The sequence below is a fragment of the Variovorax sp. efr-133-TYG-130 genome (assembly GCF_030208835.1).
In the GTDB taxonomy this organism is placed as follows: Bacteria; Pseudomonadota; Gammaproteobacteria; order Burkholderiales; family Burkholderiaceae_C; genus Variovorax.
This window is the reverse complement of the sequence record NZ_JARVTD010000003.1, coordinates 680,551-701,023: the sequence shown is the minus strand read 5'-3', so window position 1 is coordinate 701,023 and position 20,473 is coordinate 680,551. Positions and strand designations below refer to the sequence as shown.

25 protein-coding genes and 1 pseudogene are annotated in these 20,473 nt (G+C 67.5%); 15 read left to right on the top strand and 11 right to left on the bottom strand.

What is annotated here, in order from left to right; translation table 11 throughout:
• The first annotated feature begins 29 nt into the window (after positions 1 to 29).
• From QRN67_RS05420 to QRN67_RS05410, 3 genes are read left to right on the top strand one after another with little or no spacing between them, the layout of a single operon-like run.
• The gene (locus QRN67_RS05420; RefSeq protein ID WP_285410954.1) at positions 30 to 1,190 is read left to right on the top strand and encodes an ATP phosphoribosyltransferase regulatory subunit; all 1,161 of its coding nucleotides are present in this window, start codon (positions 30 to 32) and stop codon (positions 1,188 to 1,190) included.
• A 22-nt stretch (positions 1,191 to 1,212) separates the two neighbouring features.
• Positions 1,213 to 2,544: an adenylosuccinate synthase gene (locus QRN67_RS05415; protein WP_081269110.1), complete on the top strand. Its 1,332-nt coding sequence runs from the start codon at positions 1,213 to 1,215 to the stop codon at positions 2,542 to 2,544.
• A gap of 21 nt (positions 2,545 to 2,565) precedes the next feature.
• The gene (locus tag QRN67_RS05410) at positions 2,566 to 3,090 is read left to right on the top strand and encodes a phosphoribosyltransferase (RefSeq protein ID WP_081269111.1); all 525 of its coding nucleotides are present in this window, start codon (positions 2,566 to 2,568) and stop codon (positions 3,088 to 3,090) included.
• An 18-nt stretch (positions 3,091 to 3,108) separates the two neighbouring features.
• On the opposite strand, the pseudogene QRN67_RS05405 reads toward QRN67_RS05410, so the two are convergent.
• Together QRN67_RS05405 and QRN67_RS05400 are read right to left on the bottom strand one after the other, a co-directional pair.
• Positions 3,109 to 3,562: pseudogene (locus QRN67_RS05405) on the bottom strand (VOC family protein).
• 53 nt (positions 3,563 to 3,615) lie between these two features.
• A complete protein-coding gene (locus QRN67_RS05400) occupies positions 3,616 to 4,500 on the bottom strand; it encodes an AraC family transcriptional regulator (protein WP_285410950.1) in 885 nt (294 codons plus the stop codon).
• 87 nt (positions 4,501 to 4,587) lie between these two features.
• On the opposite strand from QRN67_RS05400, the gene QRN67_RS05395 reads away from it, so the two are divergent.
• Together QRN67_RS05395 and QRN67_RS05390 are read left to right on the top strand one after the other, a co-directional pair.
• A complete protein-coding gene (locus QRN67_RS05395) occupies positions 4,588 to 5,781 on the top strand; it encodes a PLP-dependent transferase (RefSeq protein ID WP_285410948.1) in 1,194 nt (397 codons plus the stop codon).
• Between the two features lie 113 nt (positions 5,782 to 5,894).
• On the top strand, positions 5,895 to 6,098 hold the full coding sequence (locus QRN67_RS05390) for a hypothetical protein (protein ID WP_055796387.1): 204 nt from the start codon (positions 5,895 to 5,897) through the stop codon (positions 6,096 to 6,098).
• A 58-nt stretch (positions 6,099 to 6,156) separates the two neighbouring features.
• Here the strand turns inward: QRN67_RS05390 and QRN67_RS05385 are convergent, their stop codons facing one another.
• Entirely contained in the window at positions 6,157 to 6,795 is a 639-nt protein-coding gene (locus tag QRN67_RS05385) for an arylesterase (protein WP_285410945.1), read from the bottom strand.
• Positions 6,796 to 6,831: 36 nt separating this feature from the next.
• Here QRN67_RS05385 and QRN67_RS05380 point away from each other — a divergent pair, with 36 nt between their 5' ends.
• The 4 genes from QRN67_RS05380 to rlmB all read left to right on the top strand — a co-directional run bounded on the left by QRN67_RS05380 (position 6,832) and on the right by rlmB (position 9,928).
• Positions 6,832 to 7,542 (top strand): ABC transporter ATP-binding protein, encoded by a 711-nt coding sequence (locus tag QRN67_RS05380; RefSeq protein WP_081269116.1) that lies wholly within the window; start codon positions 6,832 to 6,834, stop codon positions 7,540 to 7,542.
• Positions 7,543 to 7,593: 51 nt separating this feature from the next.
• Positions 7,594 to 8,073 carry a hypothetical protein gene (locus QRN67_RS05375; protein ID WP_081269117.1) on the top strand — a complete coding sequence of 160 codons (480 nt, stop codon included), beginning with the start codon at positions 7,594 to 7,596 and terminating at the stop codon, positions 8,071 to 8,073.
• A 4-nt stretch (positions 8,074 to 8,077) separates the two neighbouring features.
• Positions 8,078 to 9,058 carry a hypothetical protein gene (locus QRN67_RS05370; protein WP_081269118.1) on the top strand — a complete coding sequence of 327 codons (981 nt, stop codon included), beginning with the start codon at positions 8,078 to 8,080 and terminating at the stop codon, positions 9,056 to 9,058.
• 123 nt (positions 9,059 to 9,181) lie between these two features.
• Complete coding sequence (gene rlmB / locus QRN67_RS05365; RefSeq protein ID WP_285410943.1) at positions 9,182 to 9,928, top strand: 23S rRNA (guanosine(2251)-2'-O)-methyltransferase RlmB; 747 nt, start codon at positions 9,182 to 9,184, stop codon at positions 9,926 to 9,928.
• Between the two features lie 15 nt (positions 9,929 to 9,943).
• On the opposite strand, the gene QRN67_RS05360 is transcribed toward rlmB, so the two are convergent.
• From QRN67_RS05360 to QRN67_RS05350, 3 genes are all read right to left on the bottom strand, one after another.
• Entirely contained in the window at positions 9,944 to 11,149 is a 1,206-nt protein-coding gene (locus QRN67_RS05360; RefSeq protein ID WP_285410941.1) for an NAD(P)/FAD-dependent oxidoreductase, read from the bottom strand.
• 89 nt (positions 11,150 to 11,238) lie between these two features.
• Positions 11,239 to 11,409: a hypothetical protein gene (locus tag QRN67_RS05355; RefSeq protein ID WP_172839878.1), complete on the bottom strand. Its 171-nt coding sequence runs from the start codon at positions 11,407 to 11,409 to the stop codon at positions 11,239 to 11,241.
• A gap of 104 nt (positions 11,410 to 11,513) precedes the next feature.
• Positions 11,514 to 12,119, bottom strand: coding sequence for a helix-turn-helix domain-containing protein (locus QRN67_RS05350; protein WP_285410939.1), 606 nt, complete (start codon positions 12,117 to 12,119; stop codon positions 11,514 to 11,516).
• A gap of 43 nt (positions 12,120 to 12,162) precedes the next feature.
• Here QRN67_RS05350 and QRN67_RS05345 point away from each other — a divergent pair, with 43 nt between their 5' ends.
• Positions 12,163 to 12,684, top strand: a complete 522-nt coding sequence (locus tag QRN67_RS05345) for a GNAT family N-acetyltransferase (RefSeq protein WP_285410937.1) — start codon at positions 12,163 to 12,165, stop codon at positions 12,682 to 12,684.
• 7 nt (positions 12,685 to 12,691) lie between these two features.
• Here the strand turns inward: QRN67_RS05345 and QRN67_RS05340 are convergent, their stop codons facing one another.
• Genes QRN67_RS05340 through QRN67_RS05325 form a run of 4 tightly spaced genes read right to left on the bottom strand, consistent with a single transcriptional unit; the run spans position 12,692 to position 15,361 of the window.
• Complete coding sequence (locus tag QRN67_RS05340) at positions 12,692 to 13,174, bottom strand: DUF3237 domain-containing protein (protein ID WP_081269122.1); 483 nt, start codon at positions 13,172 to 13,174, stop codon at positions 12,692 to 12,694.
• A gap of 14 nt (positions 13,175 to 13,188) precedes the next feature.
• Positions 13,189 to 14,157 carry an aldo/keto reductase gene (locus QRN67_RS05335; RefSeq protein WP_285410935.1) on the bottom strand — a complete coding sequence of 323 codons (969 nt, stop codon included), beginning with the start codon at positions 14,155 to 14,157 and terminating at the stop codon, positions 13,189 to 13,191.
• Between the two features lie 41 nt (positions 14,158 to 14,198).
• Complete coding sequence (locus tag QRN67_RS05330; RefSeq protein WP_081269124.1) at positions 14,199 to 14,798, bottom strand: chromate transporter; 600 nt, start codon at positions 14,796 to 14,798, stop codon at positions 14,199 to 14,201.
• On the bottom strand, positions 14,795 to 15,361 hold the full coding sequence (locus QRN67_RS05325; protein WP_081269125.1) for a chromate transporter: 567 nt from the start codon (positions 15,359 to 15,361) through the stop codon (positions 14,795 to 14,797). Before QRN67_RS05325 ends, QRN67_RS05330 begins: the two co-directional genes overlap by 4 nt.
• 86 nt (positions 15,362 to 15,447) lie before the next feature.
• On the opposite strand from QRN67_RS05325, the gene QRN67_RS05320 reads away from it, so the two are divergent.
• Positions 15,448 to 16,371 carry a YihY/virulence factor BrkB family protein gene (locus QRN67_RS05320; protein ID WP_172839879.1) on the top strand — a complete coding sequence of 308 codons (924 nt, stop codon included), beginning with the start codon at positions 15,448 to 15,450 and terminating at the stop codon, positions 16,369 to 16,371.
• A gap of 5 nt (positions 16,372 to 16,376) precedes the next feature.
• Here the strand turns inward: QRN67_RS05320 and QRN67_RS05315 are convergent, their stop codons facing one another.
• The gene (locus tag QRN67_RS05315) at positions 16,377 to 16,937 is read right to left on the bottom strand and encodes a DUF924 family protein (RefSeq protein ID WP_285410932.1); all 561 of its coding nucleotides are present in this window, start codon (positions 16,935 to 16,937) and stop codon (positions 16,377 to 16,379) included.
• Positions 16,938 to 17,066: 129 nt separating this feature from the next.
• Here QRN67_RS05315 and QRN67_RS05310 point away from each other — a divergent pair, with 129 nt between their 5' ends.
• From QRN67_RS05310 to QRN67_RS05295, 4 genes are all read left to right on the top strand, one after another.
• Entirely contained in the window at positions 17,067 to 17,516 is a 450-nt protein-coding gene (locus QRN67_RS05310; protein WP_081269127.1) for a CHRD domain-containing protein, read from the top strand.
• A 160-nt stretch (positions 17,517 to 17,676) separates the two neighbouring features.
• The gene (locus QRN67_RS05305; protein WP_106934252.1) at positions 17,677 to 18,807 is read left to right on the top strand and encodes a patatin-like phospholipase family protein; all 1,131 of its coding nucleotides are present in this window, start codon (positions 17,677 to 17,679) and stop codon (positions 18,805 to 18,807) included.
• Between the two features lie 80 nt (positions 18,808 to 18,887).
• A complete protein-coding gene (locus QRN67_RS05300; protein WP_285410928.1) occupies positions 18,888 to 19,637 on the top strand; it encodes an acetoacetate decarboxylase in 750 nt (249 codons plus the stop codon).
• A 46-nt stretch (positions 19,638 to 19,683) separates the two neighbouring features.
• Positions 19,684 to 20,466, top strand: a complete 783-nt coding sequence (locus QRN67_RS05295) for a 3-hydroxybutyrate dehydrogenase (protein WP_081269129.1) — start codon at positions 19,684 to 19,686, stop codon at positions 20,464 to 20,466.
• The last annotated feature ends 7 nt before the right edge of the window (positions 20,467 to 20,473 follow it).

The window sequence follows — 20,473 nt, the reverse complement described above, 5'->3', positions numbered from 1 at the left end:
ATCCCGGTTTAACCACGCCCCCGATCCCCATGTCCGCTTGGGTCCTTCCGGATCACATTGCCGATGTGCTGCCTTCCGAGGCGCGCCACATCGAAGAACTTCGACGCCAGCTGCTCGATACCGCCCGTGGCTACGGCTACGAGCTGGTGATGCCGCCGCTGCTCGAGCACCTGGAGTCGCTGCTTTCGGGCACCGGCGAGGCGCTCGACCTCCAAACTTTCAAGCTCGTCGACCAGCTCTCCGGCCGCAGCATGGGCCTTCGCGCCGACACCACCCCCCAGGTGGCGCGCATCGATGCCCATCTGCTGAACCGCGACGGCGTGGCCCGCCTGTGCTACTGCGGCCCGGTGCTCCACACCCGGCCCGACCGGCCGCATGCGACCCGCGAGCCGCTGCAGTTCGGCGCCGAGATCTACGGCCACGCCGGCCTCGAGGCCGACACCGAGACCCTGCTGCTCGCACTTGACTGCCTCGATGCCGCGGGCCTGCGCGAAGGCGTGATCGTCGACCTGGCCGATGCCCGCATCGTGCGCGCGCTGTTCGCCGGCGTGCCGGTCGACGCGGCGGTGCTGGCCCGGGTGCACGCCGCGCTGGCCGCCAAGGACGCAAGCGAACTCGCCTCGCTCACCAAGGATTTCCCCGCTGCCTCGCGCGACGGCCTGCGCGCCCTGATCGGGCTCTATGGAGACGTCTGCGTGCTCGACGAGGCCGCGAAGGCCCTCGAGGGCACGCCCGCAGTGGCTCCCGCGCTGGCCGACCTCAAGCAGATCGCCGCCGGCCTGGACGAGGCTGCGGGCCGCCAGATCAGCTTCGACCTGGCCGACCTGCGCGGCTATGCCTACTACAGCGGCATGCGCTTCGGCATCTACGTGCCCGGCGCGGTCGATTCGCTGGTGCGCGGCGGCCGCTATGACGAGGTGGGCGCCGTGTTCGGCCGCAATCGTCCGGCCGTCGGCTTCAGCCTCGACGTGCGTGAACTGGTCGGCGTGCTGCCGGCCCGTCCGCTGCGTGCCGCCATCCGCGCGCCGTGGAGCGATGCGGCCGGACTGCGTCAGGCGATTGCCCAATTGCGCAAGTCCGGTGAAACGGTAGTCTGCGTGCTGCCGGGCCATGGCAGCGAAATCGATGAATTCCACTGCGACCGCGAGCTCGTCGAGCAAGCAGGCCAGTGGAGTGTCCGAACGATCTGAATTTTTGAGTAATGGAACGAGCATGAGCGTAACCACCGGAAGAAACGTGGTCGTCGTCGGCACCCAATGGGGCGACGAGGGCAAAGGCAAGCTGGTCGACTGGCTGACCGAAAGCGCCCAGGGCGTGGTCCGCTTCCAGGGCGGCCACAACGCGGGCCACACGCTGGTCATCAACGGTGTGAAGACAGCGTTGCACCTGATCCCGAGCGGCATCATGCGGCCCGGCGTCAAGTGCTACATCGGCAATGGCGTGGTGCTGTCGGCTGCCAAGCTGTTCGAGGAAATCGAAGGGCTGGAGAAGGCTGGCGTCGAAGTGCGTTCGCGCCTGCGCATCAGCGAGGCCTGCCCGCTGATCCTGCCGTTCCACGCCGCGCTGGACATCGCGCGCGAGGCCTACCGCGAAAAGGGCGGCATCGAGAAGATCGGCACCACCGGCCGCGGCATCGGTCCGGCCTATGAAGACAAGATCGCCCGCCGCGCGCTGCGCGTGCAGGACCTGAAGCACCCCGAGCGTTTCGCGGCCAAGCTGCGCGTGCTGCTCGACCTGCACAACCACGTGCTGACGCAGGTGCTGAGCGCACCGGCCATCGACTTCGACGAAGTCTTCAACGAAGCCATGAAGCACGCCGAGCTGCTCAAGCCCATGATGGCCGACGTTTCGCGCGAGCTGAACGACGCGCACAGGAACGGCGCCAACCTGCTGTTCGAAGGCGCGCAGGGCACGCTGCTCGACGTGGACCACGGCACCTACCCGTACGTTACCTCCAGCAACTGCGTGGCCGGCAACGCCGCCGCCGGTTCGGGCGTGGGCCCGGGCATGCTGCACTACATCCTGGGCATCACCAAGGCCTACTGCACGCGCGTGGGCGGCGGTCCGTTCCCCACCGAGCTCGACTGGGCCACGCCCGGCACCCCCGGCTACCACATGAGCACCGTGGGCGCCGAAAAGGGCGTGACCACCGGCCGCAGCCGCCGTTGCGGCTGGTTCGACGCCGCGCTGCTCAAGCGTTCGGCGCAGGTCAATGGCCTGTCGGGCCTGTGCATCACCAAGCTCGACGTGCTGGACGGCCTCGAGAAGCTCGAGCTGTGCACCGGCTACGAACTCGACGGCGAGATCACCGACATCCTGCCGATGGGCGCCGACGAGATCGAGCGCTGCACCCCGATCTACGAGACCCTCGAGGGCTGGAGCGAAAGCACCGTGGGCGTCACGCAGTACGACAAGCTGCCGGTCAATGCGCGGCTGTACCTGCAGCGCATCGAGCAGGTCACCGGCGTGCCGATCCACATGGTGTCGACCAGCCCCGATCGCGACCACACGATCATGATGCGCCACCCCTACCTGGCCGACTGAAAACAGAGGAAAAGAAGAACCATGTTGACCGAAGACGGCAAGCATCTCTACGTCAGCTACGACGAGTACCACAACCTGATCGAGAAGCTCGCGATCAAGGTGCACCAGTCGGGCTGGCAGTTCGACACCATCCTGTGCCTGGCACGCGGCGGCATGCGCCCCGGCGACGTGCTCTCGCGCATCTTCGACAAGCCGCTGGCGATCATGTCGACCAGCTCGTACCGCGCCGATGCAGGCACGGTGCAGGGCCACCTGGACATCGCCCGCTTCATCACCACCCCCAAGGGCGAGATCGCCGGCAGGGTGCTGCTGGTAGACGACCTGGCCGATTCGGGGCACACGCTGCACGCGGTGATGGACATGCTGCGCAACAACTATCCGCCCATCACCGAGCTGCGCAGCGCCGTGATCTGGACCAAGGCGCTGTCGACCTTCACGCCCGACTACCAGGTGGAATTCCTGGCCACCAACCCGTGGATCCATCAGCCCTTCGAAGGCTACGACTCCATGGGCGCCGAGAAGCTCATCGAGAAGTGGTCGGTCTGACGATCCAGTCCCGCCGTTTCATCCGGCGGGGTTGAGCAGCATCGCGGTATAGCGCCGCTGCATTTCTTCCGGCGTCAGCTTCTCGATGCTGTGCCCCACGTTCCAGCGATGGCCGAAGGGGTCGCGAAAGACGCCGGAACGTTCCCCATAGAACTGGTCCTGCGGTGCCCTGTCGAGCGTGGCGCCGGCAGCGACCGCGCGCGCCACGACCGTGTCGGCATCGTCCACATGCAGGTGCAGCGTGACGGCGGTGCCGCCCAGTGTCTTCGCGCTGTGGATGTCGCATTCGGCGAATTCGTCCGAGAGCATCAGGATCGCGCCGTTGTGGAAGTCCAGCTCCGCGTGGCCGATGCGCCCGCTGGGCTCGGTCAGCCGGAAGATCTCCTTCACCTCGAAGACCTTGCAGTAGAAGTCGATGGCGGCGGCCGCGTCGTGGACGCAGATGTTGGGGGAACAGTTCGTGGATAGCCATGGTGTTCGTTCGTCAGGTGTGGGATGGGCGTGATTGTGGTTTCCGGCCTGTCTTCACGTCTTGAAGAAATTTGACCTGCCGGCAGCCGCTCGGACCGGCACGTGGCGCGACGACTTCGGTGCCGCGCGCCGGTAGGCCTGCGGCGACATGCCGGCGATCGCGAGGAAGTCGCGGTTGAAATGCGCCTGGTCGCTGTAGCCCGCGTCCAGTGCCAGGTCGGCCCAGGGCTGCTCGGGGTCGATCGCGAACCGGCCCAGCACGTGGTCGAAGCGCAGCATGCGGGCGTATTGCTTGGGCGCCAGGCCGGTCATGCCGCGAAAAAGCGCAATGAAACGCCGGTGGCTGTATCCGCTTTGCGCCACCAGCCGGTGGATCGCGCCGGCCTGCGCGCCGTCGTCGCTGGCGTTCCAGCCGGCCATGCTGGCCAGCGCCTGCGCCACCGCGGGATGCAGGCGGTGCGCGGTGGACGCGGCGAGCCGTGCGCTCAGCAACGCATCGACGATCTCGAGCTGCCGCGCCGGCGATCCGGCGGCGTGAAGCTGTTCGAGCGCAAAGCCGGCAGCGGTACCCCAGAGCGCTTCCAGCGGTGTGTGGCGGCCGGCCAGTGCGTCTTCAGGCGCGCCGAGCAGCGCGTTCGCCGCGCCGGGCCTGAGCATGATGCCGACCGAACGCGTCTGCAGCGAAACGTCGCGCACGAAGAAGGCCGAGCGTGTGCCGCCCACCATCGCATGGCCCACGGTGTAGCCCTGCGCGTCTTCGTCGTCACGAAAAAGGCGCAACGGCGGCCCGGAGAGCCGGAACACGACGTGCATGCCGCCCGTGGGCAGCACATGTTCGCGCGCGCCGGGCAGTTCGCGGGGTGCCCCCTCGGGTTCGGACGCCCACAGCAGCCGCACGAAGGGCCGCAGCTGAGGCAAGGGAAGGCGGGTCAGTTGCATGTGCGGAGAGTGTCCGTCGAGCCGTTTCGCGGCGCAATCGGGCCCGGGCGCGAGCAGGGCGCGCGACCACCACGCTAGGATTCACCCATGAGCAAGCTTTCCACGACCCTGATCCACCACCCCTACACCCCACCCGACACCTTCGCCGCGCCGCAGCCCGGCGTGTTCAAGGCGTCGACGGTGTTCTTCGCCGACGTGGCGGCGATGCGCGCCCGTGACTGGAAGACCAAGGCCGGCTACACCTACGGCCTGCACGGCACGCCCACCACCTTCACGCTCGAGGAGCGCCTGGCCACGCTCGAAGGCGGTACCGAATGCCTGCTGGTGCCCAGCGGCCTGGCCGCCATCTCGCTTGTGGCGTTCGCCTTCCTGAAGACCGGCGACGAAGTGCTGATCCCCGACAACGCCTACGGCCCCAACAAGGCGCTGGCCACCGGCGAGCTCGCCAACTTCGGCATCACCCACCGCCTGTACGACGCGATGGACCCGTCGGACCTCGAGGCCAAGCTCTCGTCCCGCACGCGGCTGGTGTGGGTGGAGGCGGCCGGTTCGGTGACGATGGAATTCCCCGACCTTCCCGCGCTGGTGGATGTCTGCCGCGCGCGCGGCGTGATGACGGCGCTCGACAACACCTGGGGCGCCGGCCTGGCTTTCGCGCCCTTCGATTTCAACGGCACGGGGCAGGGCGTCGACATCTCCGTGCATGCGCTCACCAAGTACCCGAGCGGCGGCGGCGACGTGCTGATGGGCAGCGTGGTCACGCGCGACGAGCGACTGCACCGCTCCCTCAAGCTCACCCACATGCGCATGGGGTTCGGCGTCGGCGTCGGCGACGTCGAGACGCTGCTGCGCTCGCTGCCCAGCATCGGTCTGCGCTATGCGGCGCACGACCGTGCGGCACGGGAGCTGGCGGGATGGCTCAACGGCTGCGAGGAAATCGCGCAGGTGCTGCACCCGGCGCTGGAAGATTCGCCGGGCCATGTCCACTGGCGTGCACTGTGCGGCGAAACCGACCTGGCGGCTGGCCTGTTCTCCGTGGTGTTCGACGAGCGCTTCCGCACCGAGCAGGTCGACCGCTTCTGCGACAGCCTGAAGCTGTTCCGGCTCGGCTACTCGTGGGGCGGGCCGATCAGCCTCGTGGTGCCCTACGACATCGGCCTGATGCGCGACGCCAGTGTGGCGCGCTGGCCCCACAGGGGCACGCTCGTCCGCTTTTCGATCGGCCTGGAAGACGTGGGCGATCTGCGGGCCGATCTGCAACAGGCGCTGGCACGGATGTAAAAAAGCGAATCGGCTGTCTCGAGTGCCGCCGCGGGGGGCTCTTGAGACTGCACCGTTATCGCTTACAGTAGGCCACGCGCAGTCACCCTGACTGCCTCGCCCAAGGAGAAGCAGTGGCAACACCAAATTACGGCTACGAGAAGCGCCAGAAAGAGCTGGCCAAGAAAAAGAAAAAGGAAGAAAAGCTCCGGGAAAAGGCGAATCGCAAACTCAGCCCGAGCAGCGACGGACTGGCTCCCGGAGACCCGGAAACCGACGTGGCTTCGCTCGAACGCGATCCCCCCACGGTGCCCGAGTTGCCCACCAAGAACGGTTGATCCGTTTCTGGCTTCCCTCCATGAAAACCGCCACAGGCTTGCGCCGGTGGCGGTTTTTTCATTTGGGCAGCAGCTTGCGCAGTTCGGGCCAGACGTTGTCGAGCAACTGCGGCTGCGCCGCCGCCGTCGGATGGATGCGGTCGGCCTGGAACAGCGAGAGCGCGTTCGGCGCGTCCGCCACGCCCTTGAGCAGGAAGGGCACGAGCGCCGACCGGGTGGCGCCGGCCACCTTCGAGAACACCGCCTCGAAGCGCCGCGTGTAGTCGGCGCCGTAGTTGGGCGGCACCTGGATGCCGACGATCAGCACCTTCGCGCCGGCCGCCTGCGCGGCCTTGGTGATCTGCAGCAGGTTGCTTTCGGTGTCGGCCAGCGGCAGGCCGCGCAGGGCGTCGTTGGCGCCGAGCTCCAGCACCACGAGGCTGGGCTTGTGCTGCGCGAGCAGCGAAGGAAAGCGGGCGCGTCCACCGGAGCTGGTGTCGCCGCTGATGCTGGCGTTGACCACGGTCGCCGCGATCTTCTGCTGCGCAAGCCTTTTCTCCAGCAAGGGTACCCAGCCTTCGCCGCGCTTGAGCCCGTACTCTGCGCTCAGCGAATCGCCCAGCACCAGGATCACCGGCTTGCCAGCCGTGGAGGCCGGAGCCTGGGCATTCGCCGCGGTTGTCCAAGTCCCCGCGCTGCCGAGCGCGGCGGTGGTCAAGATAAAGTCACGTCGATTCAAAACCAAAGCCTTTCCATGTCCCAACCCCCGTCTGATGCCATTGTCGCCGTCGAGCATGTCTTCAAGTCCGTGACCGACTCGGCCGGCACGCTGGATATTCTGCAGGACATCCATTTCACCCTCGGTGCGCGGGAGACCGCGGCCATCGTCGGCGCCTCGGGTTCGGGCAAGAGCACCTTGCTGTCGATCATCGCGGGGCTGGACACGCCCACGCGCGGCACCGTCAGGCTCGCGGGCGACGATCTGTTCGCCATCGACGAGGACGAGCGCGCCGCCGTGCGCGCGAAGCGCGTGGGCTTCGTGTTCCAGAGCTTCCAGCTGCTGGGCAACCTCAGCGCGCTCGAGAACGTCATGCTCCCGCTGGAGCTTGCCAACCGCAAGGACGCCCGCAAGGCGGCCACCGAAATGCTGGGCCGCGTCGGGCTGGGCCAGCGGCTGGGGCACTACCCGAAGGTGCTCTCGGGCGGGGAGCAGCAGCGCGTGGCGCTGGCGCGGGCCTTCGTCGTCCAGCCTTCGCTGCTGCTGGCCGACGAGCCCACCGGCAGCCTGGACTTCGCCACCGGCGAGCAGGTCATGAAGCTGATGTTCGACCTCAACCGCGAACTGGGCACCACGCTCGTGCTCGTCACGCACGACCGCGGCATCGCCGATCGGTGCGAACGGCGCATCACGATCGAGGCCGGAAGGGTGGCGGGTAATGAAAAAGCTGCCGTAGCGCCCGGCTGACAAGCGCGGTAAGCTATCAAACGGATAGCAAATACAGGAGCAACATCCCCCATGGACGACCTACCACCGGACGCCATCGCGGCGCTGCGGCGTGGCAGGCTGATCGAGGCCATCAAGATCGTGCGTGACAGCACCGGCATGGATCTCCGGTCGGCCAAGGACGCCGTCGAGCGCTATGCCGCATGGATGGGGGACCCGGGCCGCGCTTCGCCCGACGTCTCCGCGCAGGATCGCGGCTTCGCGTCGATGCCGTCCACGGCACTGACCGCGCTGGCGCAAGGCAACAAGGTCGAGGCCGTGCGGCTCACACGCGACGCCACCGGCCTGAGCCTCGCGGCCGCCAAGCGGCTGGTCGAGAACCACGAAAACCCGCCGGTCGGCGCCTTCGGCCATCTGGCGTCGGAAATACCGCGCCGCCCGGTGGTCGACGAGCCGGGCCGCGTGCCGGCGGGCAGCTACAGCTGGCTGCCGGTCACCGTCATCGTGCTGGCCATGCTGCTGGTGTGGGCGTTGTTCGGAAAAGAGCTCTGACCCGATGATCGTTCCCCAGTTCTGGGCCGAAGGCCGCGTCCAGGAGCGCGTGGCCGGCAAGCAGATCACCGTTCGCCGGCACGGCTGGTCCGACGACAGCCCGGTGGCAGCGCAGGCGCATGCCGACCAGCGCGCCCGCGAGGCCTTCGACCGCATCGTGGCCGGCGAGCAGCTCGACCGCCGCGAACTCAAGCGCGCCTACAACGGCGCCGACGGCGTGCCGATCCGCGAGGAAATCGTCGAGCGGCAGGGCGACACCGTGGTCACGCGCAACAGCTACGGCGCGCGCTGCCTCAACACGCCCGACGTGCTGTTCGTGGACATCGATTTCGAGGAGCCGCTGCGCGGCAGCGTTTTCGGCTTCGCGCTGGTGCCGGCCCTGATCGCCGGTGTGGTCGGCGGCTGGGCCGCGAAGACCTGGCTCGGCGGGCTGATCGCGGGCATCGTGGTGTTCGCCGTGGCCTGGGTCATCGGCCAGCGCAAGAAGCGCGGCGAGCCCAGCGGCAACCCATCGCCCGAGAAGCAGGCGGCCGAGCGCATCGGACGCTTCATGCACCAGCATCCCGACTGGCACCTGCGCATCTACCGCACGCCCGCGGGCTTTCGCGTACTGGCCATGCACGATGTCTTCAAGCCGTCCGACAACGCGGTGGCCGATTGCTTCCAGCTGCTGGGCGTCGACAAGGTGTACGCCCGCATGTGCCGCAACCAGAACTGCTTTCGCGCGCGCCTGAGCGCCAAGCCGTGGCGCATCGGCATCGGCGACGCGATGCGGCCCCGGCCCGGCGTGTGGCCCGTGGCGCCCGACAAACTGCCCGCGCGCGACGCCTGGATCGCCCGCTACGAAAAGGCCGCCGAAGGCCACGCCGCCTGCCAGTTCCTCGAGGCCGTGGGCAACAGCGAGAAGGTGCATCCGAACGCGCTGGCGGTGCAGCAACTGCACGACGAGCGCACCCGCGCGACCAGCGGTTTACCCCTCGCCTGACGGAGCGAGGCACCTTCGTGGAACACCGCGGAACCGGCTTTGCCGGGCCGCCGGTGTTGCCCCCTTCCAGGGGGGAGGAGGCCACACGAAGTGGGCAAGCCTGGGGGTAGGGATAATCACGGGATGTCTTCCCCAAAAGTGATCTTCGGCTTCCATGCCGTTGGCGTGCGCATCAAGACCGCGCCTAAATCGGTGCTCGAAGTGATGTTCGACGCCAGCCGGCGCGATGCGCGCATGAAACAGTTCATTGCGCGTGCGCAAGAAGCCGGCGTCCGGCTTGTCGAGGCCGATGGCCTGCGGTTGTCCAAGCTCAGCGGCAGCCACGGTCACCAGGGCGTGGTGGCGCGGGTCGAACCCGCGGCCCAGGTCCATTCGCTCGATGAGTTGCTCGAAGGCCTCGAAGAGGCCGGCACGGTGCCGCTGCTGCTGGTGCTCGACGGCGTGACCGATCCGCACAACCTCGGCGCCTGCCTGCGCGTGGCCGATGGGGCCGGCGCGCATGCGGTGATCGCGCCCAAGGACCATGCGGCCGGCATCAATGCCACGGTCGCCAAGGTGGCGAGCGGTGCCGCGGAGACGGTGCCGTACTTCATGGTGACCAACCTCGCCCGCACGCTGAACGAACTCAAGGAACGCAGCATCTGGTGCGTGGGCACCAGCGACGACGCGCCGGGCACGATCTACCAGAGCGATTTCAAGCGCCCGCTGGCGCTGGTGCTGGGCGCCGAGGGCGAGGGCATGCGCCAGCTCACGCGAAAGACCTGCGACGAGCTCGTGAGCATTCCGATGGCGGGCGCGGTGGAGAGCCTGAACGTCTCGGTGGCCAGCGGCGTGTGCCTCTACGAGGCGATGCGCCAGCGCGGCGCCTGAGCGCCGTTTCCTGGCCTAGGCCTGGCGCGGCGGGCCGCCCTTGCGGTGGAAATAGATGAGTTCTGCCACGCGCCGCATCTGCGGCGTGCCCAGCAGGTGGTTGAACATCCAGTCGCTCTGGAAATTGTCGAAGGCCCAGCGCAGCGTGCGCTTGAGCAGGAAGCTGGGGTAGCTGCGCACGAACCAGGTGGCCGGATCGTCGGCCTCTTTTCGCACGAATCGCGCCACTGCCTCGCCCGCGCGTTCGCCGTGCTGCAGCGCGGTGTGGATGCCGCCCGCGGTCACCGGCGACACCATGCCGGCGGCGTCGCCCACCAGCAGCGCCCGTTCCCGCGCGACCCTTGGCAGCACGCCGCCGCACGGGATCATGCCGGCGCGCACTGCGACGGGCGGTGAATCGCCCGGCGACACGACCGAGGCGATCTTGCGCAGCAGCGGATCGAGCCGCAGTGCCTGGGCGTCGCCGGGCACCACGCGGCGCGCCAGCCCGATCTGGCCCACGCCGACACCGTCGAGTGCCCAGCCGATGTACCCGGGCGCCAGCTTGCGGTCGATGAAGCAGTGCAGCAGGCCGGGCTCCATGCGCGCACCTTGGTACTCGTGCTCCACGCCGTAAAGAAAGCGCGTGTTGCGCGACAGCCCCAGCGCCTTGGCCACGCGCGAATGCGGACCGTCCGCGCCTACGAGGTAGGTGGCAGTGATGCAGGGGCCGTGCGTGACAGGCACCTCCCAGCGCCCGTTGATCCACAGCGCCTGTTCGAACAGCGTGCCGAGCCGCACGTCGACACCGCAGTCCCGCGCCGAGTCCACCATCCAGTCGAGCAGCGAGGGGGCGTCGGTGGCCCAGAACCAGTAGCCTGGCGCGTGCAGGTCCACATGGCGCATGTTGGGCGCATACAACCGTACGCCGTCGATGCGGCGCACCAGCGCGGGCGGCACCTCTGCCAGCCATGGCACGCTGTTGACCGCGTCCTTGACGATGATGCCGGTGGTGTGGAGCTTGCTTCCGGCGCTGGCCTTCTTCTCCAGCACCATCACGCTGAGCCCTGCGCGGGCCGCGGCACGGGCGCAGGCCAGCCCGGCAAAGCTGGCACCCACCACGAGAAGATCGACCTTGATGCCGGCACCACCGTTGCCTGGCGATACAACCGGCGCCGCATGCGGCGGGGTGATGAGGGATGAATCGAGGGGGGCGAAGAAACTCGAGGAAGAAGATGGCATGGGCTGGCTGTGTTCGATGCGCACCGCGGTCTGCGGTGCGCATCGAAGTTAGCCAGCCGCTGTGCGTGCGGAGTGAAGCCTGTGTGAACTCAGGACGGGTCTTTGCCGCGGGTGCGGCCGACCGCGCTGAAGATGCCGATCCCGAGCAGGATCACCGCACCGATGCCGATGTAGAGCGTCGGCACGCCCAACACCGTGGCTCCCCAGACGAGGCCGCCCAGGAAGATCAAGAAACCGATCATGTAAAGCGCAAAGGACATCGCCGTTCCTCCGGAAGCTGAGATGCGTTGCAGTATCCCGGCAGGCGCGAGGCTTCGAGGCGGCCCGCGCCGCCTGTCCATGTGGGAGCGAGCCTACCGATGGGCTAGGACGGGCTCGCCACCAGCAGGTAGCGGCAGGCTCCGCGACCCAGCGCCTTGAACGTCAGCGGGCGGTCCACGCCGAAGTCGAGACAGTCGCCCGGCCCAAGCTCGAAACGCTCGTCGCCGTAGTCCACGCGGAGCGCGCCTTCGAGCATCCACAGGCATTGGCGATATGGCCTGCCGCTCCACCGCGGATAGCTGACCTGCGCCGAACGCGGCAGCTCGACCTCGACCAGTTCGACACCGCCGCCCGCGTGGCGCTCCGCCACCTGGCGGCGCAGGTAGCCCGCTTCGGGATCTCGCCACACGTGCTGCTCGGCCCTTGTTCGCAGGCGCTGGGGACTGTCCTTTTCTTCTGTCAGCAACTGCGCAAGCGGCACGCCCAGCCCCGCAGCCAGCTTGCCCAGCAGCACGGCCGTGGGGCTGCTCTGGGCACGCTCCACCTTCGAGATCATGGCCTTGCTGACCCCCGACAGCTCGGCCAGTTCGGCAAGGCTGAGCGCCCGTGCCTGCCGCAGCGCCAGCAGCCGCGAGGCGATGAGTGCGTCGATGCCATCGGCAGCGCCATGTGCAGAAGAGGCGGTGGAGGTGGATGAAGTGTTTCCCATATGAGATTATTATTCTCTTATATTGGACGACTCAAGGAACATCATGCGGCTCATCCCCTGTACCGAAGAAGCGCACGCCGGGGCGATTCTTGCCATCCTCAACGAAGCCATCGCCACCTCGACCGCGCTGTACGACTACAAGCCGCGCACGCCGGAGAACATGGTTGCCTGGTTCGCCACCAAGCGCACGAACGGCTTTCCGGTGATCGGCGCGGTGGACGACGAGGGCAAGCTGCTGGGTTTTGCCAGCTACGGCGCGTTCCGCGCCTTCCCCGCCTACAAGTACACGGTCGAGCATTCGGTGTACGTCGACAGCGCCCACCGCGGCGCGGGCCTGGGCCGCACGCTGATGGAGGCGATCATTGCCGAGGCCATTGCGCGCGACGTGCACGTGATGGTCGGCGCCATCGATGCCGCCAACGCCGGCAGCATCGCGCTGCACGAGCGGCTGGGCTTCGAGCATTCCGGCACCGTGCGCCAGGCCGGCTTCAAGTTCGGCCGCTGGCTCGACGTGGCCTTCTACCAGCGGATCCTGGCGACGCCGCTGAACCCGGTCGACGGCTGAGCGCTTGCTAGACCAGCGTGTAGAAGCGCATCACCACCTCGGACGGCTTGCGCATGCCGGCGCCGGTGAACATGCGTTCGCTGATCCACTTCAGCGACGGCGAAGTGGTTTCGAAGCGCGGGTTGCAGCGGAAGTACACCTGCGTCGGGTCGACGGGGTCGCCTCGCAGCAGCCGGGCCATGACCTCGGGCGTGGCCGAGCGCATGGCCTGGTTCTGCACGTAGATCAGGTCGCCTGAGTCGGTCTCCAGGGCGTAGCGCGCATCGAGCTCGGAGAGCGTCTCGCTCACGATCAACTGGAAGTCGCAGCCGCCCGGCAGAACGCGCGCCCGCCAGCCGTGCCCGGTGGCCTCGCCGCCCGTGATGGGCACCACGCGGCGCATGCCGCGCGGGGTGCCGCCCAGCACCTGCGGCGTGCCCACCTCGACGCGCAGGTCGGCGAAATGCTCGAGCGAAGGGGCGGAGATATCGTTGAAATCGAACACGCTCATCACTCACTCCTTCCTCAGGCCGCGGCGGTTTCGGCGCTGGCGCGGTCGAGCATCTCGATGGTGCCCGCGTCCAGCTTCAGCTGCGTCGCGACCACGAGTTCCTCGAGCTGCGCGATCGACGTCGCGCTGGCGATCGGCGCCGTCACGCCGGGGCGCGCGATCTGCCAGGCGATGGCCACCTGGCCGGGCTTGGCGTTGTACTGCTGGGCCACCTTGTCGAGCGCGTCGAGGATGCGCAGGCCGCGTTCGTTGAGGTACTTCTTGGTGGTGTTGGCGCCGCGGGCGCTCTTGCTCGCGTCGGCCTCCGTGCGGTACTTGCCCGTGAGGAAGCCGGCGGCCAGCGCGTAGAAGTTGATCACGCCCACCTCGCGCTCCAGGCACAGCGGCTCCAGCGCGTCTTCGAACACCGCGCGGTCGTACAGGTTGTAGAGCGGCTGCAGGCTCTCGTAGCGGGCGATGCCGAGCTTCTCGGACACGTCCAGCGCTTCGGCCAGCCGCGGCGCCGTGTAGTTCGACGCGCCGATCGCGCGCACCTTGCCTTCCTGGATCAGCTGGTCGAAGGCGCGCAGCGACTCCTCGAGCGGCGTGTTGGCGTCGTCGTCATGCGACTGGTAGAGGTCGATGTGGTCCGTCTGCAGGCGCCTGAGCGAAGCCTCGACCGCCTCGCGGATGTACTTGGGCGACAGGCCCACCTTGCCTTCGCCCATCGGCTTGCCGACCTTGGTGGCCAGCACCACGCGGTTGCGCTTGCCGCTTTGCTTGAGCCACTTGCCGATGATGGTCTCGGACTCGCCGCCCGTGTGGCCCGGCACCCAGGCCGAGTACACGTCGGCGGTGTCGACGAAGTTGAAGCCGGCGTCGAGCCACGCGTCGAGCAGTTTGAACGAGGCAGCCTCGTCGACGGTCCAGCCGAACACGTTGCCCCCGAAGGCGAGCGGCGAAACCAGGAGGCCGGAGCGGCCGAGCGGGCGAAGTTGCGACATGAGTTGGTGTTCCCGAAGAAAAGCGTTGAGAAAAAAAATGGTCAGACGAAGCCGATGGCGCCCAGCACCGCACCGGCACCGAGCAGCCACAGCAGATGGATGCGCGTGCGCCAGACGATAAGCGCGGCCGCGCCGGTCAGCAGCCACAGGTGCCAGGCGGGCGCATTGCCGGCATGGTTTCCCGCCGCCAGCACCCAGCCGGTGGCGATCAGCAGTCCCACCACCACGGGCGCCATGCCCTGCTTGAAGGCACGCACCTCGCGGCGGGTGCGGTTGCGGTGTCCCCAGCGCGTGGCGAAGTAGGTGAGGGTGGTGCTCGGCAGCATGATGCCGACCATGGTGACGAGCAGCCCGAAGAAGCCCAGCAGCCACGCCCCCGGCCCGCCGCCGATGCCGCCGCCCGCGTTGAGCCCGACGTTCCAGCCCATCAGCGCCACGAACAGCACGTTGGGCCCCGGCGCGGCCTGCGCGATGGCCACGGAGGAGCTGAATTGCGCGTCGGTGAGCCAGCCGTGCTGCGCCACCAGGTAGCGGTGCATGTCGGGCACCGTGGTGATCGCGCCGCTGATCGACAGCAGCGAAAGCAGCATGTACTGCCCGAAGAGGGCCAGCCAGTCGTGCCAGTGCATCGCGATGGTCATGCCGGTATCTTCTTCCAGGTCCACACGCAGGCCACGCCGCCGAGCACCAGCAGCACCCAGCCCAGCGGGATCTTGAACAGCGCGATGGCGCAGAACACCAGCGCCATGAAGCCCAGGCAGGTGGCAAAGCCCAGCGGGTGCTTGCGCAACTGCGGCACCAGCTTGATGCCGGTGGCCGCGATCAGCCCGCCCGACACCGCGCCCATGCCCCGCAGCGCGGCCGCCACCTGCGGGTTGCCGGCGTAGTGGGCATAGAGCACGGCCAGCGCGAGGATGACGACGAGCGGAATGGCCAGCATGCCCGCCACCGCCGCCAGGGCGCCGCGCAGCCCGAAGTAGCGGTCGCCGATCATCAGGGCGAGGTTGATCACGTTGGGGCCGGGCATCACCTGGGCGACGGCCCAGTCCTCGAGGAACTGCTCGGGCGTGAGCCATTTCTTTTTCTCGACCATCTCGCGCTGCACGATGGCCAGCACGCCGCCGAAGCCTTGCAGCGCCAGCCAGGTGAACGAAAAGAACAGGTCGCGCGGCGACTGCGGCTGGGCTGGTGGAGACGGGTGCATGTGGAGCGATTATCGTAGTCAGGCTTTCAACGCGCCGGGCATCGTACTGACAAGATCCCGGACGCCTCCACAGGGAAACTACAACCATGCTCATGCAACTACGCGCGCTCTTCGACCTTTGCAAGAAGGCCTTCAACTCCTGGTCGAACGACTACGCGCCGAGCATGGGGGCCGCGCTGGCCTACTACACCGTGTTCTCGATCGCGCCTCTGCTGCTGATCGTGATCGCCGTGGCCGGGCTGGTCTTCGGCCAGGAGGCGGCGCGCGGCGAGATCTTCGCGCAGCTCTCGGGGCTGATGGGCGAGCAGGGCGCGGCGGCGGTCCAGGGCATGCTGAAGGCTGTCAACAAGCCCACCGAGGGCGTCGTGGCCACGGTCATCGGCATCGGGCTGCTGGTGGTCGGCGCGACCACCGTGTTCGGCGAACTGCAGGACGCGCTCGACCGCATCTGGCGCGCGCCGGCCCGCGTCAAGAACAGCGGCCTGTTCAACATGCTGCGCGTGCGGCTGCTGTCGTTCAGCATGATCATGGGCATCGGCTTCCTGCTGATGGTGTCGCTGGTGGCCAGCGCGGCGCTCGCGGCGCTGGGCAAGTGGTGGTCGCCGATGTTCGGCGCCTGGGAGACCACCGCGCAGGTGGTGAACTTCGTCTTCAGCTTCGCGATGGTGACGGTGATCTTCGCGATGATCTACAAGATCATGCCGCGCGCCAAGGTGCAGTGGCGCGACGTGTGGGTGGGCGCGGCGGTCACTGCGCTGCTCTTCACCGTGGGCAAGCACCTGATCGGGCTGTACATCGGCAAGAGCAGCGTGGCCTCGGGCTACGGCGCGGCGGGTTCGCTGGTGGTGGTGCTGGTGTGGGTGTATTACTCGGCGCAGATCTTCCTTCTGGGCGCCGAGTTCACCTGGGTCTATGCGCGCACCTACGGATCGATGAAGGACAAGAAGGGCGCTACAGAGCTCAATCCCTCGCCGACACGCGACGTGCCGCTGGCGCAGAACGACAACTGAGCGGGTCAGCCCGCGAAGCCGCCCTGGTCCAGGAACGCCTGCTCCTGCGCGGTCGATTCGCGCCCCAGCATCCTGTTGCGGTGCGGAAAGCGGCCGAAGCGCGCGACGATGTCGCGGTGCAGCACGGCAAAGCGCTGCGTGTTGGCGTCCAGCGCGGCATTGAGTTCGACCGAGCGCTGCTGCTCGGCCAGCACCTCGGAGTGCATGAACGGCAGGTAGAAGAAAGGCCGCAGTTCGGCGGCAACCTGCTGGTCGAGGCCGGCGGCCACCGCTTTCTTGGCCACTGCCAGGGCCCTGCCGTCGGTGGCGAGCATGTGCGGGTTGTTGCGCCAGGCGTTGCGGGGGAACTGGTCGAGCAGCACCAGCAGGGCCAGCGCGCCTTCGGCGTCGTGCGCCCATTCCTCGAGTTCGCCGCGCGCCGCGGCCTGGTGGGCGTCGGCAAAGCGGGCGATGAAGGCGGCGTCGAATTCGTCGTTCTTGGCAAACCAGCGTTCAGGGCCGGCGTCGCGCCAGAAGTCGGCCACTTCGCGGGCCGTGGGGAGCGGGGTGGGGGTCGGAGAACTCATCGCCGAATTGTCTTTCAGGCCGGTTTCCGGGCGCCTGGCGCCGGGGGAAGTCGGGGCGATGGCCGACAAGACAAGTGCCGCCGTGCTGCCTATGCTGTGTTCGCTTACACAACCCAGGAGATAAAGCTCATGACCAAATATGGCACCTTTTTGCGCGCAGCCCTCATTACCGGCGTGGCCAGTGCCGCGCTGGTCGGCTGCGGAATGATGTCGAAGTCGAACGTCGCGAGCTTCAGCGGCGCGATGAATGCGGCCAGCGAAGTCCCGCCCAACATGACGCGCGGCAGCGGCATGGCCGAGGCCTGGCTCGACCGCGACACCAACGTGCTCAAGTACAAGATCACCTACACCGGCCTGAGCGGCCCCGCCACCATGGCGCACTTCCACGGCCCCGCCGCCGCGGGTGCCAACGCCGGCGTGGTGCTGCCCTTTGCCAATCCGGCGAGCCCGATCGAAGGCCAGGCCACGCTCACGCCCGCCCAGGCCGCCGACCTGAGCGCTGGCAAGTGGTACGCCAACGTGCACACCGCTGCCAACCCCGGCGGCGAGATTCGCGGGCAGATGCTGCCGAAGATGTGATTCCGCCAGGGGCAAGACCCCTGGTCAGGTTGGTGTCGCGGAGCTGGGGTCAAATGAATGCATGACGACGACACCACCCAAGAAAAAAACCCGTGGCGCCTCCTTTCAGTCCCCTCAGTCCTCCCAGCCCCTGAACCCTTTTGCTTCGCGCCGCGAAGACATGCGCACCGCCCGCAAGGCGCTGGTGCTGCAGGGTGGGGGCGCGCTCGGTGCCTACCAGGCCGGCGTGTTCGCCGCGCTCAGCGAGACCGAACTCGAGCCGCACTGGATCGCCGGCGTTTCCATCGGCGCCATCAACGCGGCGTTGATCGCAGGCAATGCCCCGGAAAAGCGTGTCGACCGGCTGCGCGAGTTCTGGCACCTCGTGTCTTCCGGAGCTTCGCAGCGCCTGCCTTCGTGGCTGGGCGACCGGGCAGCTCAGAACCAGTACAGCGCCACCATGGCTTCGCTGGTGGGCATTCCGGGTTTCTTCGAGCCGCGCTACTCGCCAGCCCTGCTGATGGGCGGGGCGGCGCCGCTGCTGAGCTACTACGACACCTCGCCGCTCAAGTCCACGCTGGAGCGCCTCGTCGACTTCGACCGCATCAATGCCTGCGAGGCGCGTTTCAGCGTGGGCGCTGTCAACGTGCGCACCGGCAACTCGGTGTACTTCGACAACACGCGCCAGTCCATCGGGCCCGAGCACATCATGGCCAGCGGCGCATTGCCGCCCGGCTTCGCGCCGGTGAGCATCGACGGCGACGACTACTGGGACGGCGGCATCGTGTCGAACACGCCGCTGCAGTACGTGCTGGACCTGCATCCGCGCACCGAGCCGCTGGTGGTGCTGCAGGTCGACCTGTTCAACGCGCGCGGTGAAATGCCCCGCACCATGGCCGGCGTGCTGGAGCGCCAGAAGGACATCACCTACTCGAGCCGCACCCGCATGAACACGGACGCGCTGGCGGCCAACATGAACCTGCAGCAGGCCATTGCCGACCTCATCACCAAGCTGCCCGCCAGCCTGCGCAACGACCCGAGCGTGCTGGCGGTGCAGTCGCAGCTGACGCACGAGCCGATCGACATCTTCCATCTGATCTACCGCGACAAGCCCTACGAGCTCGAATCGAAGGACTACGAGTTCTCGCGCGCCGCCGTCGAGGAGCACTGGGAGTCCGGCGTGCGCGACATGCGCAGCACGCTCGCGCACCCCGAACTGCTGCGCGCCGACGCCACCGTCAACGGCGTGACCACTTTCGACCTCGGCGAGCACGGCTCTGGGCGCGTGAAGCGGCCCGGTCTTGCACGATGAACGGCGTATCCGGAGAGTTCAGCCTCGACTAAGAAACCAGCGCCAGACTGGGGCCGTCACTTCAACAGGAGGAAATGTTCGTGAACATTGAAGACGTGAGACGAACGGCATTCGCGATGCCGCTGACGAGCCCCGCCTTTCCGCCCGGACCCTATCGCTTCGTGCGGCGTGAATTTCTCATCGTCACCTACCGCACCGACATGGACGCCTTGCGTGCCGTGGTGCCGGAGCCGCTGGAGGTGGTCGAGCCACTGGTCAAGTACGAGTTCATCCGCATGCCCGACTCCACCGGCTTCGGCGACTACACCGAATCGGGCCAGGTCATTCCGGTGCAGCTGCGCACCGCCAGGGGCGTGGAGAAGGGCGCGTACGTGCACGCCATGTACCTCAACGACCATCCGCCCATTGCCGGCGGCCGCGAGCTCTGGGGCTTTCCCAAGAAGCTCGCGTCGCCGGTGCTCGACTACGAGACCGACGTGGTCGTCGGCACGCTCGACTACGGCAAGGTGCGCGTGGCCAAGGCCACCATGGGCTTCAAGCACCGCGCGCTCGACCCGGAGCCCATCCTCGCGGGCATCGCGCAGCCCAACTTCCTGCTCAAGATCATTCCGCATGTGGACGGCACGGCGCGCATCTGCGAGCTGGTGCGCTACCACATGGTCGACGTGACGCTGCACGGTGCCTGGGGCGGCCCCGCGTCGCTCGAGCTGCATCCGCATGCGCTGGCGCCGGTGGCCGACCTGCCGGTGTTGAAGGTCGAGTCGGCCGTGCACTACATCGCCGACATGACGCTCGCGCTGGGCACGGTCGAGCATGATTACCTCGCCTGATTTCCGCACTCATCTTCCAACCCAACTCTCTCAAGGAACACTCACCATGCAACTCAAGGACAAGGTCGCCTACATCACCGGCTCGGCCAGCGGCATCGGCAAGGAAATCGCCATCTTGTTCGCCCAGGAAGGCGCGAAGATCATCATTGCCGACCTCAACAAGGAGGCTGCCGACGCCACCGCGGCCGAGCTCAAGGCCTCCGGCGCGCAGGCCATCGGCGTGGCGGTCGACGTGACCAACGAAGACCAGGTGAACGCCTCGGTGGAAGAGGGCGCGAAGGCCTTCGGCGGCATCGACATCCTCATCAGCAACGCCGGCATCCAGATCGTGCATCCGGTGGAAGAGTTCAGTTTTGCCGACTGGAAGAAGATGCTGGCCATCCACCTGGACGGCGCATTCCTCACCACCAAGGCCTGCCTGAAGCACATGTACGCGCAAGGCCGTGGCGGCAGCGTGATCTACATGGGCTCGGTGCACTCGAAGGAAGCTTCGCTGCTGAAGGCGCCTTACGTCACTGCCAAGCACGGCCTCATCGGCCTGGCCAAGACGGTCGCCAAGGAGGGGGCCAAGCACGGCGTGCGCGCCAACGTGATCTGCCCGGGCTTCGTGCGCACGCCGCTGGTCGAGAAGCAGATTCCCGAACAGGCCAAGACGCTGGGCATCAGCGAAGAGGAAGTCGTCAAGAACGTGATGCTCAAGGAAACGGTCGATGGCGAGTTCACGACCACGGAAGACGTGGCGCGCGTGGCGCTGCTGTTCGCGGGGTTCCCGACGAATGCGCTGACGGGCCAGTCGCTGGTCGTGAGCCACGGCTGGTTCATGCAGTGAGTTTCTC